The 16,638-nt window shown below is 51.3% G+C and carries 16 protein-coding genes; 10 read left to right on the plus strand and 6 right to left on the minus strand.

Annotated elements, in window-relative coordinates; translation table 11 throughout:
- Positions 1-109: 109 nt before the first annotated feature.
- On the minus strand, positions 110-676 hold the full coding sequence (locus tag AC4GL5_RS04530) for a YceI family protein (RefSeq protein WP_490381603.1): 567 nt from the start codon (positions 674-676) through the stop codon (positions 110-112).
- 245 nt (positions 677-921) lie between these two features.
- Here AC4GL5_RS04530 and AC4GL5_RS04535 point away from each other — a divergent pair, with 245 nt between their 5' ends.
- Together AC4GL5_RS04535 and AC4GL5_RS04540 are read left to right on the plus strand one after the other, a co-directional pair.
- Positions 922-1,824 carry a LysR family transcriptional regulator gene (locus tag AC4GL5_RS04535; protein ID WP_490381604.1) on the plus strand — a complete coding sequence of 301 codons (903 nt, stop codon included), beginning with the start codon at positions 922-924 and terminating at the stop codon, positions 1,822-1,824.
- Positions 1,825-2,158: 334 nt separating this feature from the next.
- A complete protein-coding gene (locus AC4GL5_RS04540; RefSeq protein ID WP_490381605.1) occupies positions 2,159-2,359 on the plus strand; it encodes a DUF3185 family protein in 201 nt (66 codons plus the stop codon).
- A gap of 119 nt (positions 2,360-2,478) precedes the next feature.
- On the opposite strand, the gene AC4GL5_RS04545 is transcribed toward AC4GL5_RS04540, so the two are convergent.
- Positions 2,479-4,308: an ABC transporter ATP-binding protein gene (locus tag AC4GL5_RS04545; protein WP_490381606.1), complete on the minus strand. Its 1,830-nt coding sequence runs from the start codon at positions 4,306-4,308 to the stop codon at positions 2,479-2,481.
- Between the two features lie 456 nt (positions 4,309-4,764).
- Between AC4GL5_RS04545 and AC4GL5_RS04550 the strand changes: the two genes are divergently transcribed.
- From AC4GL5_RS04550 to AC4GL5_RS04560, 3 genes are all read left to right on the plus strand, one after another.
- Positions 4,765-5,433, plus strand: a complete 669-nt coding sequence (locus AC4GL5_RS04550) for a 7-cyano-7-deazaguanine/7-aminomethyl-7-deazaguanine transporter (protein ID WP_490381607.1) — start codon at positions 4,765-4,767, stop codon at positions 5,431-5,433.
- A 216-nt stretch (positions 5,434-5,649) separates the two neighbouring features.
- Positions 5,650-6,579 (plus strand): alpha/beta hydrolase family protein, encoded by a 930-nt coding sequence (locus AC4GL5_RS04555; RefSeq protein WP_490381608.1) that lies wholly within the window; start codon positions 5,650-5,652, stop codon positions 6,577-6,579.
- Positions 6,580-6,694: 115 nt separating this feature from the next.
- Positions 6,695-7,087 carry a DUF2061 domain-containing protein gene (locus AC4GL5_RS04560; protein ID WP_086481393.1) on the plus strand — a complete coding sequence of 131 codons (393 nt, stop codon included), beginning with the start codon at positions 6,695-6,697 and terminating at the stop codon, positions 7,085-7,087.
- Between the two features lie 129 nt (positions 7,088-7,216).
- On the opposite strand, the gene AC4GL5_RS04565 is transcribed toward AC4GL5_RS04560, so the two are convergent.
- The gene (locus AC4GL5_RS04565; protein WP_490381609.1) at positions 7,217-7,684 is read right to left on the minus strand and encodes a VOC family protein; all 468 of its coding nucleotides are present in this window, start codon (positions 7,682-7,684) and stop codon (positions 7,217-7,219) included.
- A gap of 166 nt (positions 7,685-7,850) precedes the next feature.
- Between AC4GL5_RS04565 and soxR the strand changes: the two genes are divergently transcribed.
- From soxR to AC4GL5_RS04585, 4 genes are all read left to right on the plus strand, one after another.
- Positions 7,851-8,306: a redox-sensitive transcriptional activator SoxR gene (gene soxR, locus AC4GL5_RS04570; RefSeq protein ID WP_490381610.1), complete on the plus strand. Its 456-nt coding sequence runs from the start codon at positions 7,851-7,853 to the stop codon at positions 8,304-8,306.
- Between the two features lie 47 nt (positions 8,307-8,353).
- Positions 8,354-8,965: an HD domain-containing protein gene (locus AC4GL5_RS04575; RefSeq protein WP_490381611.1), complete on the plus strand. Its 612-nt coding sequence runs from the start codon at positions 8,354-8,356 to the stop codon at positions 8,963-8,965.
- 341 nt (positions 8,966-9,306) lie between these two features.
- A complete protein-coding gene (locus AC4GL5_RS04580; protein ID WP_490381612.1) occupies positions 9,307-9,546 on the plus strand; it encodes an HP1242/YdcH family protein in 240 nt (79 codons plus the stop codon).
- 173 nt (positions 9,547-9,719) lie between these two features.
- On the plus strand, positions 9,720-10,034 hold the full coding sequence (locus AC4GL5_RS04585) for a TraR/DksA family transcriptional regulator (RefSeq protein ID WP_490381613.1): 315 nt from the start codon (positions 9,720-9,722) through the stop codon (positions 10,032-10,034).
- A gap of 116 nt (positions 10,035-10,150) precedes the next feature.
- On the opposite strand, the gene AC4GL5_RS04590 is transcribed toward AC4GL5_RS04585, so the two are convergent.
- Complete coding sequence (locus AC4GL5_RS04590) at positions 10,151-11,587, minus strand: hypothetical protein (RefSeq protein ID WP_490381614.1); 1,437 nt, start codon at positions 11,585-11,587, stop codon at positions 10,151-10,153.
- Between the two features lie 187 nt (positions 11,588-11,774).
- Between AC4GL5_RS04590 and trmA the strand changes: the two genes are divergently transcribed.
- Positions 11,775-12,875 (plus strand): tRNA (uridine(54)-C5)-methyltransferase TrmA, encoded by a 1,101-nt coding sequence (trmA, locus tag AC4GL5_RS04595; RefSeq protein ID WP_490381615.1) that lies wholly within the window; start codon positions 11,775-11,777, stop codon positions 12,873-12,875.
- A 129-nt stretch (positions 12,876-13,004) separates the two neighbouring features.
- Here trmA and AC4GL5_RS04600 read toward each other — a convergent pair whose 3' ends face one another.
- A complete protein-coding gene (locus tag AC4GL5_RS04600; RefSeq protein WP_490381616.1) occupies positions 13,005-14,726 on the minus strand; it encodes a BatD family protein in 1,722 nt (573 codons plus the stop codon).
- On the minus strand, positions 14,720-16,636 hold the full coding sequence (locus AC4GL5_RS04605) for a VWA domain-containing protein (protein WP_490381642.1): 1,917 nt from the start codon (positions 16,634-16,636) through the stop codon (positions 14,720-14,722). Before AC4GL5_RS04605 ends, AC4GL5_RS04600 begins: the two co-directional genes overlap by 7 nt.
- Between the last annotated feature and the right edge of the window lie 2 nt (positions 16,637-16,638).

Here is a 16,638-nt window from a genome sequence, read left to right on the forward strand (position 1 = left end):
CTCAGCACTTAAGGTTGTATTATTGAGGCAGCTTCAATGCCCTAAAACAGAGAAAGCGCCCAAGGGCGCTTTCTGCAGGTAAAGCCTGACAGGCTTGTCTTGGTATCAATTACTTACGGATACCTTCGATAAACAGCTCAACTTTGATCTCGTCACCGATACCGCCCAGCATCTGGTCAACACCAAACTCAGAACGCTTAATGGTGGTTGTACCATTGAAGCCGCTGCGGTAGTTACCCCATGGATCTTCGCCTTCACCGATTTTCACGATATCCAGATTTACTTTCTTTGTTACACCGTGCAGGGTCAGCTCACCGGTCAGAACACCCTTCGTCGCACTACCTTTGTAATCGGTAGAGGTGAAGGTGATTTCCGGGAACTGTTTGGTATCCAGGAAGTCCGGGCTCTTAATGTGTTTATCACGGGCTTCGTGATTAGAGTCCAGGCTGTCGGCATCAATCTTTACCGTAATCTTGGATGCCGTCGGTTTTTTATAGTCGTAGCTGTATTCGCCTTCCATTGAGTTGAAACGGGCGACGGTTTCACTGAAACCCAAGTGACTGATTTTGAAAAGAATTGCTGTGTGTGATGGATCAATTTTGTAGTCTGCGGCAAAAGCTGAGCCAGAAATCAGAGCAGCAGACAACAGTACAGGTTTAATCAAAGATTTCATCATGGTTTTTATCCCGTTTTCCCTAAGTTTATTTAAGGCGTATTCATTGAGGCAGCCAGCGGGTTAGCCGTGCTGCATTTGATGGGTTTATTGTAGATCCGATGGATTAGCATGATAATAGGTCTTAAATGCTATTCACTGTTTCTTTTTGGTTAACAATTTTATTGCAAAGTAAGTGTCCGAGTGACGTTTGTTCGCTTTTTAAGACAGACCGTTTTGTGCCGGTTGAGTGTACTTAGGAAATATATATGGATAAATATACAGCTATGCAGGTTTATTGCCGTGTGGTGGAGCTGGAAAGCTTTGCGGCTACGGGGCGTAGCCTGAGCATCTCCACTGCGATGGTGAGTAAACATATTGCTGCCCTTGAGAAAGATCTGGGTATCCGCTTGCTCAACCGTACCACCCGACGGGTGAATCCGACAGATGAAGGTTTGTATTACTACAATCGCTGTCGGTCATTATTAAGCGAGATTGAGGAGCTGGAGTCTTCCGTCACACAGCAGGGGCATGACCCCCGGGGATTGCTGCGATTAACGGCACCCATGGACTTTACCTTGTTACACCTGATTGAACCGATTCAGGCGTTTCAGAAATCATACCCCCTGGTGCGGATTGAACTGGAGCTTGATGATCGTCAGCGTAACCTGACCGCTGATAATTTTGATGTGGCTATCCGCATCGCCAATTTGTCTGACTCCAGCCTTGTCGCCCGAAAGCTGACTCAGTGCCGGGGCGGGTTTTATGCCTCACCGGAATATCTTAAAGAGCAGGGGACACCAGAATCTCCGCAACAGCTTCAGCAGCATCGTTGTCTGTTGTATACCTACCTGACTCAGGACAGAAACTACTGGGTCTTTCAGGATAAGGAGGGGCAACGCCAGAAGGTACGGGTGCACTGGACACTGGCAGCGAATAACGGCCGCGCTTTGTGTGAAGCGGCAGCCCAGGGCATGGGGGTGATTCAGCAGCCGGACTTTATCGCTGCTCCTTTTGTGAAAGAGGGGCGACTGGTTCAGCTGTTTGCGGATTACCCCGGACATGACTTTAATGTCTATGCGGTTTACCAGCATCGTCAGTTTCTTCCTGCCCGTATCGTCGCGTTTGTGGATTTCCTGCGGGATTACTTTGATACCCATAAACGCTGGTAAACAGCACTGTCCTTTGGCCCCCAGTGGATGCCCCGCCACAGGGATAATCGCAAGCTACCCGCCATTCGTGCTGTGCTGGATTTTATCGGTGAGTATACCCAGGACTGGCTTAATGAAAATGAGCCGACTTACACGTCATAGGTTGACCGTAAAGGTTAGTAAAACGCCTGCTAAAACCCGTTACTAAACTGATCAGAACACTTACCCGTCCGTCATTTATGGTTGTGTTATTGTTTAAATATTCAAACTGGGTTTTATGATTTATTTTGGCTGGCGCAGACCTACTTTAAAGTTGAAGAGCGCTGGCCTTTCATTACGCATTTAAGGAAGCAGTATGAAAAACTCCAACGGCAAAATTATCGGTATCGCTCTGATCATCATTGGTGTCGCACTGGCATTCTGGGGCTACGATGTTTATGACTCGGCCAGCTCGCAACTGACCCGTGCCGTCAGTGGCGATACCCCGATTGAGGCCTATGCCGGTATGGGTGGTGGTTTGCTTTGTGTGCTGCTGGGTATTATGAAAGTTAAGTAAACGCGAGCTTTAGCTTCTGATACTAAAAAGCCGGGCATTCCCTCTTTAGGTGGGGGAGTGCCCGGCTTACATTTATGGGGTTATTTTTTCAGGCTATTCCTCGACCTGCTCTAATTACCCTACTCTTCGCCTAAAAAGCCTCCGGTCTGGTGCGCCCAAAGCTGAGCATAAATGCCGCCTTGTTCAATCAGTTCGGCGTGGCTACCCTGTTCCACTACTTCGCCTTTATCCAGCACTACCAGACGATCCAGCGCGGCGATGGTAGAGAGGCGGTGAGCGATAGCGATCACGGTTTTGCCTTCCATCAGGGTGTAGAGACTCGCCTGAATTGCGGCTTCAACCTCGGAATCCAGAGCTGATGTTGCCTCATCCAGCAGCAGAATCGGCGCATCTTTCAGCAGCACGCGGGCGATAGCGATACGCTGACGCTGACCACCGGAGAGCTTCACGCCCCGTTCGCCCACATGGGCGTCGTAACCCTTGCGGCCTTTCGGGTCGGTCAGGCCGAGAATAAACTCATGAGCTTCCGCTTTTTTGGCAGCAGCGATCATCTCTTCTTCGCTGGCATCCGGGCGACCGTAAAGAATGTTGTCCCGCACGGAGCGGTGCAGCAGAGAGGTATCCTGCGTCACCATACCGATCTGGGCGCGCAGGCTATCCTGTGTGACCTCAGAAACATTCTGACCATCCACCCTGATCTGGCCGGATTCCACATCGAAAAAGCGCATCAGCAGGTTGACCAGTGTTGATTTACCGGCACCGGAACGGCCCACAAGGCCCACTTTTTCACCGGGCTGGATATTCAGATTCAGCTGTGGGATCACGGGCTTGTCTTCGCCGTAGTGGAAGACCACATCCTGATAATCGATGCCGCCGTGATCCACGGTCAGCTGTTTCGCTTCCGGCTTGTCCTGTACCTGCAGCGGCTTAGACAGGGTGTTCATGCCATCGACAGCGGTACCGATATTCTCGAACAGCGCACTGATCTCCCACATCACCCAGTGGGACATGCCGTTAAGACGCAGCGCCAGCGCGATGGAGATCGCAATCGCCCCCACGCCGACGATCTCTTCCATCCATAGCCAGATTGATAGGGCGGCAATAGAGAAAGACAACAGATGGTTAATACCCTGCACGCAGAAGTTCAGCCAGGTCACCAGACGCATCTGCACATACACGGTGTCCATAAACTGATCCATACCTTCGCGGGCAAAATCCGCCTCGCGGTTGGTGTGAGAGAAAAGCTTCACCGTGGCGATATTGGTGTAGGAATCGACAATACGGCCACTCATGATTGAGCGTGCATCCGCCTGTTCGGTGGAGATCGCCTTCAGCTTCGGCACAAAGTAAATCTGAATGGCGATATAAAGCACCAGCCAGACCAGCACCGGCATCATCAGACGCCAGTCCGATTGTGCGACCAGTACCAGCATGGCGATAAAAGACACCGCGATATAGACCAGCACGTCCAGCAGCTTCATCACCGATTCACGCACGGCAAGAGCCGTCTGCATCACCTTGGTGGCGATCCGTCCGGCAAAATCGTTCGAGTAGAAAGAAACACTCTGCTTCAGCAGATAGCGGTGTGCCTGCCAGCGGATCGCCATCGGGAAATTACCCAGCAGACTCTGGTGCACCACTAACGAATGCAAGAGTCCGGTCAGCGGCAGTGCAACCAAGGGCACCAACGCCATCCAGAACAGGGTAGAGGCTTCCTTCTCCAGAAAGGTTTTCGGATCCTGAGCGGACAGCCAGTCCACCAATTGACCCATAAAACCAAACAGGGTGACTTCAAGGGTGGCTACACCAGCCGTCAGCACAGACATCAGGATCAGGGGCACACCCATGCCCTTGGTGTAGTGCAGAATAAACTGCAGCAGCTTACCGGGTGGTTGTTGAGGCTCTTCCTTAGGAAAAGCAGCAATCAGGCGTTCAAAAAATGTAAACATGACCGTACTCATCGTGAACAGGTTTCAGGTATTCGGGTTGTCGTCATCGATCACTTGGTGTGGTGTCAGCGACACAGGCAGGAGCGAGCATGATAGAGCAATCAAAAGTACTTACCAGTCCATAGAGATGAATCCGGTGGTCTGCAAGTCAGAAAAATTAATCGACAGGTGGTCTGAAAACGATGGCAAAAAATGCGATACAGCTAAAAGGGACAGGGCGGAAAAAAAGCGAAAAAAGATTCGATTCAGACTTTTGTCTGGGGCTCACTTCGGTATAATGCGCGGCCGTTAATGCCAAAGGCAGGCACACGACCGATCAGGCCTGATAAGTGGACCACCACTTATCAACAGCTCTAACGTGAATCACTTATTCACAGAAGCTATCAACAGTCTGTTTTGCCCCGGCTACAAGTTCACTTGGGTTCCCTCACCCCAACTAATAAAAAGGTGTCACTGATGAGTGCATTCACGTCTGCTCAACAGCGCAAAGCGCTGACCTGGCTGGTGGCTTTCCACCTGCTGATTATCACCTCCAGTAACTATCTGGTGCAGCTGCCGTTTACCCTGTTTGGTTTTCACACCACCTGGGGCGCGTTCAGTTTTCCCTTTATCTTTCTGGCAACCGACCTGACCGTCCGCATCTTTGGTGCTCAGATGGCGCGTAAGATCATCTTTAAAGTGATGCTGCCTGCGCTGCTGGTCTCTTATGGTTTGTCGGTGCTCTTTTTTGAAGGCGCGTTTCAGGGCTTTGCTCAGCTGACCGAGTTCAACCTGTTTGTTGCCCGAATCGCCGTTGCCAGCTTTATGGCCTACGTACTGGGGCAGATTCTGGACGTGCACGTCTTTAACCGCCTGCGTCAGGCGGGCCCTTGGTGGGTCGCGCCAACCCTGTCTACCATTCTGGGTAACGCACTGGATACACTGGCCTTCTTCGCCATCGCCTTCTACAACAGCCCGGATGCCTTTATGGCTGAGCACTGGACTGAGATCGCCATGGTGGATTACGTGTTCAAAATCATCATCTCCTTGTTCCTGTTTGTACCTATGTACGGCGTACTGCTCAACTACCTCAGCGGCAAGCTGACACAGGTTAGTGACGAGCTGAAACCACAGCAGGCGCTTTAATCGTCGATTGCTACAGACAAAGAACTGAGGGGTTCTGAAAGCGGCTTAACGCAAGTTAAGCCGCTTTTTTTGTGGCTGGGAGCCAGTCACTTTTCTGACTGGGTGAATTCAGGAAATCCCTCTAAACCTTTTCCGCTTTTTCTGTTCCAATAACCCTAACCCTGCAAGGAAACGACTGGGATAGCGATCAGCTCCGGTCTGGCAATGAGGTCTTTTATGAAACGCCGTGTTCTCGCTTTTCTGCTGTTGTTCATTACCGCCACCACCGCTTATGCGGAGCTGAGGGATTACTCCCTGACGCGCTCTGACGGTTCGAATCTTCACTATTACCTGTCTGCGGGCACAAAGCCCAACACCGATACTTTACTGCTGATCCTGCAGGGTTCGGACTGCAACAGTGTGACCCGTATCGACTCTATCTTTACCGATTACCGTAACGTCTGGCCGGAGGCGGATCTGCTGCTGGTGGAGAAATACGGTATTGATCGACAGCTGAGTTACAGCTCTGCTGGTGAGCGACAAGATTGCCCGCAAGCGTACCTGAAAGGGGATAGCCCAAGGCAACGGGTTGCCGATATCCGCCAGGTACTCGATAAGGTAATAAACAATGGGCATTACCCTCAGCTTATTGTCCTTGGTGGCAGCGAGGGGGCGGTTATCGCCAATCTCCTGGCCAGTGAACGGGAGGTCAGCGCCAGCATCGCCTTTAATGGTGGTGGTCGCTGGTTTAAGGATGATGTGCTGCACAGTATTCAGCTGGAATCACCCAACCCAGAGGTTGCCAGAGAAGCGCTGGCCGGGTTTGAAGGTTTCAGCCAACATATTCTGAATAGTCCGCCAACGGATCTTATTGTCAGTGGGCATGCCTATGACTGGTGGCAGCAGATGTTGTCTCTTGATCAGCAGGCGGTATTACAGCAGATTGAGTCACCGGTGCTGCTGATTCAATCCGGGCAGGATCGTTCGGTTTCGCCGCAAAAACAGGCGCAACTGGTCAACGAGTTAAAGGCAGCGGGCAAAGACAATATCCATTATCTGACCTATGATGCGCTGGATCATCAGTTCAACAAGGCTGACGGTTCCAGTGATCGGAAAAGAGTCGTGGCAGATATCCGTCAATGGCTGACAAAAATCCTTGCTCCGTGAGATAGCCAAAACCTATCAACGCCATCGAAACTATCGAGTGTCGCAAATAAGAAGCCTTATCAATAATACACCTGTATTCAATGATAGCTCCGGTTCACCGGGCAAGGCGGGCGACATGAAAAAGGCACTGAATTTTGCGGCGATTCACTTCACGATTGCGTTCACCGTGGCGTTTGTGCTGACCGGTGACATCATCATCGGTAGTTTGATCGCTTTGCTGGAACCGGCTGTTAACACGGTTGCTTTCTACTTCCACGAAAAGGTCTGGAGCCGTTTTCAGATGTTAAAGCTGGCGGCATCAGCCCGGATCAAAACCGGCAGTTTTGCCGTGGTTCACTTCGGCGTTGCCTTTACGGTGGGCTACCTGTTGTCCGGTGACTTTCTGGTGGGTGGTTTGGTTGCTGCTGTGGAACCTTGTTTTAACACCGTGGCTTACTATTTCTTTGAGCGTAACTGGCAGCGTAAATGTCACCAGAGTCAACTTCAGAGCCCGGAACTGGCTTTCTGATTACTCGGTTTTCACTCTTTCTTTCCCTCTCTCCGGTTTGTTTTGGTGCACCCTAAGCGAGCATTTATGGTCTCGCTCAGGGTTTCTACTGGTAGGTAGAATTTGCCGAATAAACCGCTTTTCAATGTCTTACTGATAGACGGCTTTACTGAAGGCTTCCGCTTCTTCAGTGACCGCTTTTGGTGCGGCATTGCGCTCTTCCGGCAGGTCGCTCAGGTATTGCACAAACTCGATTTCGTAACCATCCGGGTCGATAAAGTAGACATTGCGTCGGTAAGGTTCATCAGCGCCATCCTTACTGATCTCGAATCCGGCCTCTGCTAATCGTGTAATGGTGGCATCGATATTGGAGGTAACAAAGGCGATATGAGCCAGCCCCAGTTCGTGCCCGGTCAGATCCCGATTGTGACCGGTGCCGGAGTCATTCAGTGCCAGATACTGATAATCATCGCCGTAGTGCAGCCAGTTTCTGATCTTGCCATACCAGTTACTTTCGCCTTTAGCGCGTACTTTCCATTGGGGAAATGCTGCCCGATAAAACTTCAGTGATGCCACTAAATCGGTAACGACCAAATTGACGTGTTCTAAGTGAATCATCTTCTGCTTCCTTCTTTTAAGTTGTCTTTTTTTGATGTGCTTGCTTTTGTAGAATGAGTGCAGCTTAAAACCTCAAGTTAGGTTGAGGTAAAGACCCTGTTTCAACTTTTTTGCCATTTAATTTTTGATGTCCAGTTTGGGTGGGAAATTCACAGGAGGAATCAGTATGGCGACCCGGGATAAATGGTCGGTGGGGCGGGTGGCAGAGCGCTCCGGGGTTAAGATCAGTACGCTGCATTTTTATGAGCAGCGCGGGTTGATCTCAAGTCATCGCAACCCTGGTAATCAGCGGCGATACACACCGGATGTGCTGCGTCGTATCTCCATTATCAAGGCGGCGCAGAAGCTGGGCGTTACGTTAAGTGAGATCGAGCAGGCGTTTTCGGCTCTGCCGGAAAACCGCACCCCGACACAGAAAGATTGGGAGCGCCTCTCCGCCGGTTGGCAGGAGAAACTCGACCAGCGTATTCGCTATCTGGAGCGTCTTCGGGATCATATGACGGGTTGTATCGGGTGCGGTTGCCTCTCGATGAAAAGCTGCCCGTTGTACAATGCCGAAGATGAGTTAGCCTCAGAAGGAGCGGGGCCTGTGATTCTGGATCGCAACGGTGTTCCCGATTGAGATTCAGGCGTTAACGTGTCGATGTTTATAAAGTGAAGGGTGAAAAAATGCAGGCCATTGAGCAGGTTTTAAGTTTTATTGTTGAGATCGAAAAACTGAAAGACGTTTACCGCAAAACAAAGCCTGTGGGTCTGGATCGGTTTGAGAACTCTGCCGAACACAGCTGGCATGTTTGCCTGTCGGCGCTGATGCTGAAAGAGTTTGCCAATGAACCCGTGAACATCGATCGGGTAATCAAAATGTTGCTGATCCATGATCTGGGTGAGATCGATGCCGGAGATACCATTATCTACGCCAGTGAAACGCCGGAGTTGAAAGATGAAGAAGCCGAAGGTGTTGCCCGCCTGTTAGCGCTCTTGCCGGACGGGCAGGGGGATGAATATATGCAGCTCTGGTATGAATTTGAAGCCGGTGAAACCCCGGATGCCCGCTACGCTAAAGCGATAGATCGGGTGCCCCCTTTGCTGCACAACCTGCACGGCAAAGGGGAGAATCACGGCCACAGCTGGCGCACGCACAATATCAGCCGTGAGCAGGTTCTGGGGCTGAACGCCCGTATCGACAAGGGCAGCAGCGAACTCTGGCAAGCTCTGAAAGGTCAGCTGGAAGAGGCGTTCGATGCCGGTGTGTTGAATACAGGAGCCGGACCGAAAAAATAATTTAGGTATATTTTTTTGCTCACTTTTAAATTCTCCTTGTGCCTCTTTGTTCAAGTTGAAATTCTTGGCCCCCTAATAGTTGATTGTTTTAGTCATTGTAGGATTCGCTCAATTGATAGCTTATTCACGGTACCGGCAGGTTATCTGGTGAGATTTTTTTTGATCTGAATCAGTACGTAATGCTGTAGTAAGAGTAGTCTGAGGATAAAGATTCACTCTCCCTAAATAACCTGATAACTCAAGGGGTTAAGAGATAAATATTAGGGAGAGCATTGATTTTTATCTTTTGATCTCAATCTATATAGATAGAGTATCTGAACAAACAACCAAGGAGAACGATTATGCCAATTGAACATCATGACCTGCTGAGTGAGTTACCGGAATACAAAGAACAGATCCATGAACTGAAAGTGAGCAATGCACACTTCCGTAAGCTCTTTGATGAGTACCATGACCTGACAAAAGATGTTGAGAACATGGAGTCTGAACAGAAGCCTGTTGCAACGGATGTGGAAGAGGCTGCTAAGGTTCGTCGCCTGAAACTGAAAGATGAAATGTTTGCTATGCTGAAGCAAGCTTAACAGTCTGAGTGAGCTGTTGGTTTTTTGGTTAAGCTGAAAGCTTGCTGAATCAGATTGCATTGAGGGTCGCGGCTTCATAACACCGAAGTTAGCGGCCTTTCTGTTTTTTGGCTTCGGGTTGGGCTTATGGCTGACTTTTTCCGAAGCCCGTATTTAACAAGGTGATTGTGCTTATGGATATTCAAGCGATTAAAGACAAGCTGAGTGCAGAGCTGGAAAGCTTAACGTCGCGCCTGAACCATATTGAAAAAGATGTGGCTCAGGCTCACTCCAGTGATTCTGCCGAGCAGGCACAGGAGCGGGAAAATGATGAGGTGCTGGATGAGATCGGTAATGAGACCCTGCACAGCATCGAGCAGATCAAAGCGGCACTGAAGCGAATCGATGAAGGTGAATACGGTATTTGTGAAAGCTGCGGTGACGAGATTGCCGTTGAGCGTTTGCAGATCCTTCCTGAAACCACCTTCTGCGTGAAATGCGCTGAATAAGGGTCTCTATTGTTAGGTGTTGCGCCGTTGCAGCACCTGATATTTTCTTCCCTGTCTCCAGCCTTTCTTGTAGCACCGCCTCTATTTCTCATAGCAGCCCATCTGTCGGCCGTCTTTTATAACGGATTGTAATACCAGAGTGATGCACTGGTGATCAGCCACATAATCACCCCGTAATGCAAATTATTCCTCAGCGCCTGTTTGGCACTGATAAAGTAACGTCCGCGCAGTGACAGATTCATCCCGGACATCGGGCTGCAGGCTGTCCCTATCCCCCAGCTGGCCAGAAAAACCATCGCCAGCAGATCCATCGGCGGATTAGTTGGAACCATCAGCCCACTGATGGTGGCAATACTGATCACCGGATGTACCCCCAGCAGTGACAGCACCAGCATTGCCAGAAGCAGTAACGAGGTCACCAGAGGCGTCAGCTGAGGAATCGGTAGCTGATCGGCATAGAGTGTAAACAAAGTACCCAGTCCTGCAGCCATTGTACCTGCCGCCAAAAACAGCGCCAGTTCATTACCCATACGGGCAAGACGGGTATGGGTATGATTTCTCAATTTTTTGACCACTGGCTTACGTTTGAACAGCAGGACACCAATAGCTGTGAGTGGCGACAGAATACTGATAATCTGCAGCACCGAAAGCGTTGGGAACAGGTAATGGGCGCTGATGACCGCTAGTGCCAGAAATGCCGGTAAGGCAAGACTGCTGATCCGCATCGGATACCCGGTAAAGGATTCCGCCTTGGGGCGTAACTCGAAATAGGTGATCAGCACACCGGTAATTGCCAGCGGAATACCTGCCTGCATCAACGCCAGAAGGTTCGCACCCGGCGCATAGGTCAGGGCAACCGCCACTGCAGCGAAGAAGGGCGACCAGAATGCTCCCGCGCAAAATGCCCGGGACAAAACCTGATGCTGGGTATTCTTCAGCGTATTGCCGTCATGACTGGCAGAGGCAAAGCGATCCGCCATGATAAAAACGATGGACATATTGATCACAGCACCAAACAGATGAACCCCTGCAAGAGTCTGTTTAAGCGCTGAGCGACCTTCCGGCAGAGCTTCCGGTTCTTCATCCGGCTCTTTGGCGGCAACCATGGATAGAAAACTCACCGCCATCAGCATCGCCAACAGATTTCCGTTGGAACTGATCGCCGTTTGCCAGGGCAGATCAGCACCCTGAAAAACACCCCAGCCCATACCGCCGAAACCCACCAGCATCAGTAACCCTGCCTGACGGCGTGTAGCAATCGCCAGCTGACTCCAGCTGAGCGCCAAAGCACTCCAGAGCAGCAGCCCCGGCCAGATCAGAGATAAGTGAGTAAGGGGATTACTGGCGGTCAGCAGTAGCGCCAAAGCCATACAGCCACCGATCAGCTGATAGCGCACAGAAGGCTTACCCTCGGGATTAACCGGAGGCTGCGACAGCTCAGGTTCTTGAGGCTGCCCGGATTGAGAAGGAAGCGAGGTTTGAATGCTGCTATCGGTAGTCTGAGACACAGAGGCCTGCCAGCTGGAAATTGGGTTGGTGTTAGAACTGACCATTAGATAGGCGCATCATACGCTGATGACAGGGCTTTTTCGAGCAGCGGCTGTGGGACAAATTGAGAAATAATCAATCAGTCTCAGGTCTGGCAGACTTGAGCTGCGGGGATTTCCTGTTATGCTCTGCGCCCTTGTAAAACACTGTCCATCAACCAGTGATCAATCTACCGAACGTTGAGGTTATTCCGTGGCCCTACCTGTTGTTGAACCTGAAAACTATGCCGCTCTTCTTGAAGAGAAAGCCAACCGGATTCGTGAGCAATTCGCAGCTTTTAATCCGCCAGAGCTGGAAGTCTTTGAGTCGCCAGCCAGCCACTACCGTATGCGGGCCGAGTTCCGTGTTTGGCACAAGGGTGATGACCTCTTCTATGTGATGTTCGATATCGGTGAAGACCCGAAAACCGACCGCAAAACCGTGCGTATGGATCAGTACCCGGTGGCCAATGAGCGCATTAATGAACTGATGCCTGCCCTGCTGGATGAGATCCGTGATGTGCCGGAACTGCGTCGACGTCTGTTTCAGGTCGAGTTCCTCACCAGTCAGTCCGGCGAAGCCCTGATCACCCTGATCTACCACCGCGCCCTGGGTGATGAGTGGGAAGTGCTGGCCCGTGAGCTGCAAACCAAACTGGGTGTGCGCATTATTGGCCGTAGCCGCAAGCAGCGTGTTGTGCTGGATGTGGACTACGTGATCGAAACTATGCAGGTGGGTGAGCGTACGCTGGAATACCAGCAGGTAGAAAACAGCTTCACCCAGCCAAATGCAGCCCTGTGCGAAAAGATGCTCAACTGGGCAGTGGATGTCAGCAAGGGTGCGGGTGGTGACTTGGTGGAGCTGTACTGCGGTAACGGCAACTTCACGCTGGCGCTGGCAGAAAACTTTGATCATGTGGTCGCAACCGAAATCTCCAAAACATCGGTACGTTCAGCACACTTTAATATCGAGCGTAACGGTATTGAAAATGTGAAGGTTGCCCGTGTTTCCAGTGAAGAGTTCAGCGATGCTTTAGCCGGTAAAACTGAGATGCGCCGTCTGGAAGGTTTTGATCTGGACAGCCGTAATTTCACCACCGTGCTGGTAGACCCGCCTCGCGCCGGTCTTGATGAAAACACCGTGCAGCAGATCGCTCAGTACGACAACATTATCTATATCTCCTGCAATCCGGACACCCTGCATGAGAATATGCTGGCGTTGAATAAAACCCATAAAGTGGTGCGTTTTGCCATGTTTGACCAGTTCCCGTACACCCACCACATCGAAAGTGGTGTCTTTATGGTGCGTCGCTAAGTTTCTGATATGCGTTTAAGCCTGATTATCCGTATCAGGACTGATGATGCAAAAAAGCCCTGCCAACCGTTATTCGTATCGGTTGGCAGGTTTTTTTTATGCTTGGCGTTACAGATGTACTGCGGAAAATCAGCCGGAAGGGTAGAGGTTAGGCAGTGGCTGACTCTTTTCAGCGGTTTGCAGCCTGACCTGTTGGCTTGCTTCTGCCAAAGGCTGACCCTGCCAGTTTTCAGGTGCGGCATCCGGGCCAAACAGGCTCATCTGTAGCTGGCGCAGTGCCTGATCAAACTCGGGGGTGGTTTTTGGCGCTTCCATCTTCTGCCATTTCTGCCAGGCATCCCATGCCGCTCTGGCTTTATTTTGTTGGCAGGCATTTAAAAGCGCCTGCCGGAAAATCGGATTTTCTTCAGCAGAGGCCATATCCCCTTGAACGGCCAGCCCACTGCCAACACTCAGACCATGAAACAGTTGCTGACGGGCAAAGGTCAGTTGCTGTTTGATCTGCCAGAGAAAGGTTGCCAATATCGCACTTAAGGTGGCAAAGATCAGTGTGCTGATCTGCCAGATAAAGCTGTTGTCATCACCTTTTGCAATCGCTGTGGTCTCTCTGGCCTGTTTGGGGATCTCTGCAACCGGTTCCGGTTCTTCGACCTTGTTCGGGTCCGGACTGATGGTCAGTGGCAAGGAATCCAGCGTGGCGTATTCCAGCTGATCGGTTTCGGTATTCCACCAGGGAACCCGCAACTCAGGTAGCTTCAGTGGACCGGTTTCCGTTGGAATCAAGGCAATACTCAGGGTTTTCTCGCCCACCATACCCGTGCCTTTACCGTTCAGGTTTTCCGGCATCTCATTCAGTTGAGGCTGTTCCGGATACTGGCGCACACCCGCTATTGGAGACATAACCAGAGGAGGAAGTTGGGCCGCTGTCAGTCCCTGTGCTTTAAGGGTTAGCTTTCGCGTCAGGGGCGTGCCCTCTTGCCACTGGGCGTAGTTACCGCTCCATTCCTGGCTGAGTGTGACAGATTTGGCGGGAAGCCATTGAGCGTTGGCGGGGAAGCTATCAGGCACTGGTAGAACATTGATTTTATGTTCCGGGCTTTGAATGCGGATATGTTTCAGACCACCCAGTGAGTAGCGGTTTTGGATCCGCACCCGACCACTGAAGGTCTGTGGTGGAATGATAAGTTCGCCACTGCTTTGCGGGTAAAGTGCAAACTGCCATTCAGCGACATTGTAGAGACGGCCATCGATACGGGCTTCAAAGTCTTTACGGTTGCCCAGCTGTACCATGAGTACGTTATCCAGATCCAGATCGGTAAGGCCATGGTCTGAAATGCTGGTGGCGTAGTAGAGGCGCAGGGTATAGATCAGCTGCTGTTGCACGTAGATCGCATTGCTGTGGTCGATCTCGCTATGCAGAAAGACATCGGCGCTGGCTTGAGTGTTTGCGGGTTTAGGCTGCACCTCAAGGGTGATGGGGGAACTGGTGGCATCTCCAATAGAAATGGCCGGAATAATCAGGGTACCCGTTCGTTTCGGGAAAAGGGTTACTTCCCAGATCCGCTCTGAACGGTTGACACCATCGATGATAATAATATTGGTTCTTGGCGGTTGAGCCCGTACTTCAAAATCCTGATAGAGCTCGCCCAGGTCAGGTTTACCAGTGAGCTCAAGTCCCGGTGATTTCAGAAAGAGCGTCACGCTTTCATTTTCCATCAGCCGGGTTCGGTCAACGCTGGCTTCAAGGTCATTAGCCTCGGCGATGTTGGCGAACAACAGGCTGCTGATCAGCAGACAAAGCGCTGCGAACAGATCGATGAACGATAATCGGTTTTGAATCGGGTTTACCATGGTGCTCGTCCTTCGGGCAGCGGTTCACGGTTCTGATTGGCTTCATACTGAAATTTGCGGCGCAAAAGTCCTGCCGGATCATCCGGAATCCGGCGCAGCCACTGTTCAAGAGACAGTTCTTCTTCACTCATCCCTTCGGTGGTTTCGGGAGTTCCCGCTACAGATGATGCGCTCTGATCTTTCAGTTGCTGTTTTTTCTGCTGTTCGGCCAGTTTATCCAGCACGCTCTGGTCCAGTTCTTCATCACCGGCGGCATCGTTTTCGTTAGGATTGCCGAACATAGATGAGTCATCATCCGGGCCAAACTCATGATTCTGGCTGCCTGCACCCTGCTTTGGTGCCGTATCTGAGCGGTTTTCAGAACCTTGCTGTTCAGGAGCGGATTGCTGAGAACCGTTCTGACCCGACCGGCCGTTTTGCTCAGACCGGCCCTGTTGTTCTAAAGGCGGTTGTTCAGAGGGTTCTTGGCCGGAGGATTGTTGTTCAGAGGAGCCCTGTTCAGACGATTGCTGGTTTGGGTCGCTGTTGCTCTGATCTTGTTGCTCTTTGTTCTGTTGCTGGTCTTGCTGCTGTTGCAGCAGTTTTTCCACCAGAGAACGATTGTACTCGGCATCCTTCAGGTTCGGGTTCTGTTCCAGTGCTTTGCTGTAGGCGCTCATGGCTTCATCAAGGCGGCCCAGTCTGGCAAGGGCGTTACCTCGGTTGTAGTGAGCCTGCGGTGTGTCGCTCTTGGCAAACTCGCTGACCGCCTGCTGATAATCCTTCTGGCGGTAGTAGGCACTTCCTCGCCACAGGGGGGCTTCCAGAAGTTGTTCTGCTTCGTTGTATCTGCCTTCTCTGAAAGCTGCTTCCCCTTCGCTTTGTGGGTCAGAAGGCCAGAAGGCGAATACGGGCTTAGGGGCTGACAGCAGAATCAGTAACGGTAGCATCAGCAACCAGTTACGGCGGAAGGCCAGGGCTACTAAAGGCAGTACCGGCAGCAGGAACCAGTGGCCTTGTTCAATCCAGAGAGGCAATTGCGCCTGAGTCTCTTTGATCTGCTGCTGATCGATCTCTATCGGCAGCAGGTCGTTCAGGTCCTCTTCATCCAGTGTGATGGGGTGTATCCGCCCGCTCACCGAGTCGGCAAAACGTTCCAGCTCTTTCTGGTCGAGCTGGCTGATAATCACGTTGCCGTTCTGATCTTTGACAAATCCCTGGTCATCCAGAGGGATCGGGGCTCCGGCTTCACTACCTACCGTCATGATACTGAGACTCATCTCTTTAGGTAGCGCTTTGCGAATACCTTGTTGTGCTGTCTGATCCAATCCGTCGGTGATGAGTAAAAGGCGGGCTTTCCGGAAGCCGGACTGATGAACCAGCTCAATAGCTTTGTTAATACCCACTTCGGCAGCGCTGCCCAGTTCCGGCATCATCAGGGGCTCCAGCGCCGGAAGCAGATTACGAATGGTGGCGGTGTCCTGAGTCAGGGGAGTAACGGTGTGGGCATTACCACTATAAACCACAAGGGCTGTCATCCCTTCTTTTCGTTGTTTGAGCAGGTCCTGCAGTTTTTGTTTGCTTCGGGTGATTCGGTTCGGTGGCAGGTCTTCTGCCAGCATTGACAGGGAAAGATCCAGAACGATGACCAGATTATCCTGTTTGATCAGTGCGGGACGGGATTGCTGGCTCCAGCTGGGACCCGCCAGTGCGACCCCGGTCAGACACAGGGCAAGTAGGGTCCATAGCAGATAACTGGGTTGTTTCTCTGGTTTGGCCAGCAGTTGTTGCTGAAGATCCGGGCGCATGCGGTCCTGCCACGGATTACTGGCATGACGAAAACGCAGATACCAGAGTACCTGAATGATAACGATAGGTATCAATACCAAAGCCCAGGGGCGGGCAAAATGAAAGCTATCCAGCAGTTCCACAA

The organism is Oceanospirillum sp. (assembly GCF_982874595.1).

Excerpts from the sequence above, each read along its gene's own strand:
- AC4GL5_RS04530 (WP_490381603.1), bottom strand. The coding sequence starts at position 676 with ATGATGAAATCTTTGATTAAACCTGTACTGTTGTCTGCTGCTCTGATT.
- AC4GL5_RS04535 (WP_490381604.1), top strand. The coding sequence starts at position 922 with ATGGATAAATATACAGCTATGCAGGTTTATTGCCGTGTGGTGGAGCTG.
- AC4GL5_RS04540 (WP_490381605.1), top strand. The coding sequence starts at position 2,159 with ATGAAAAACTCCAACGGCAAAATTATCGGTATCGCTCTGATCATCATT.
- AC4GL5_RS04545 (WP_490381606.1), bottom strand. The coding sequence starts at position 4,308 with ATGTTTACATTTTTTGAACGCCTGATTGCTGCTTTTCCTAAGGAAGAG.
- AC4GL5_RS04550 (WP_490381607.1), top strand. The coding sequence starts at position 4,765 with ATGAGTGCATTCACGTCTGCTCAACAGCGCAAAGCGCTGACCTGGCTG.
- AC4GL5_RS04555 (WP_490381608.1), top strand. The coding sequence starts at position 5,650 with ATGAAACGCCGTGTTCTCGCTTTTCTGCTGTTGTTCATTACCGCCACC.
- AC4GL5_RS04560 (WP_086481393.1), top strand. The coding sequence starts at position 6,695 with ATGAAAAAGGCACTGAATTTTGCGGCGATTCACTTCACGATTGCGTTC.
- AC4GL5_RS04565 (WP_490381609.1), bottom strand. The coding sequence starts at position 7,684 with ATGATTCACTTAGAACACGTCAATTTGGTCGTTACCGATTTAGTGGCA.
- soxR (WP_490381610.1), top strand. The coding sequence starts at position 7,851 with ATGGCGACCCGGGATAAATGGTCGGTGGGGCGGGTGGCAGAGCGCTCC.
- AC4GL5_RS04575 (WP_490381611.1), top strand. The coding sequence starts at position 8,354 with ATGCAGGCCATTGAGCAGGTTTTAAGTTTTATTGTTGAGATCGAAAAA.
- AC4GL5_RS04580 (WP_490381612.1), top strand. The coding sequence starts at position 9,307 with ATGCCAATTGAACATCATGACCTGCTGAGTGAGTTACCGGAATACAAA.
- AC4GL5_RS04585 (WP_490381613.1), top strand. The coding sequence starts at position 9,720 with ATGGATATTCAAGCGATTAAAGACAAGCTGAGTGCAGAGCTGGAAAGC.
- AC4GL5_RS04590 (WP_490381614.1), bottom strand. The coding sequence starts at position 11,587 with ATGGTCAGTTCTAACACCAACCCAATTTCCAGCTGGCAGGCCTCTGTG.
- AC4GL5_RS04600 (WP_490381616.1), bottom strand. The coding sequence starts at position 14,726 with ATGGTAAACCCGATTCAAAACCGATTATCGTTCATCGATCTGTTCGCA.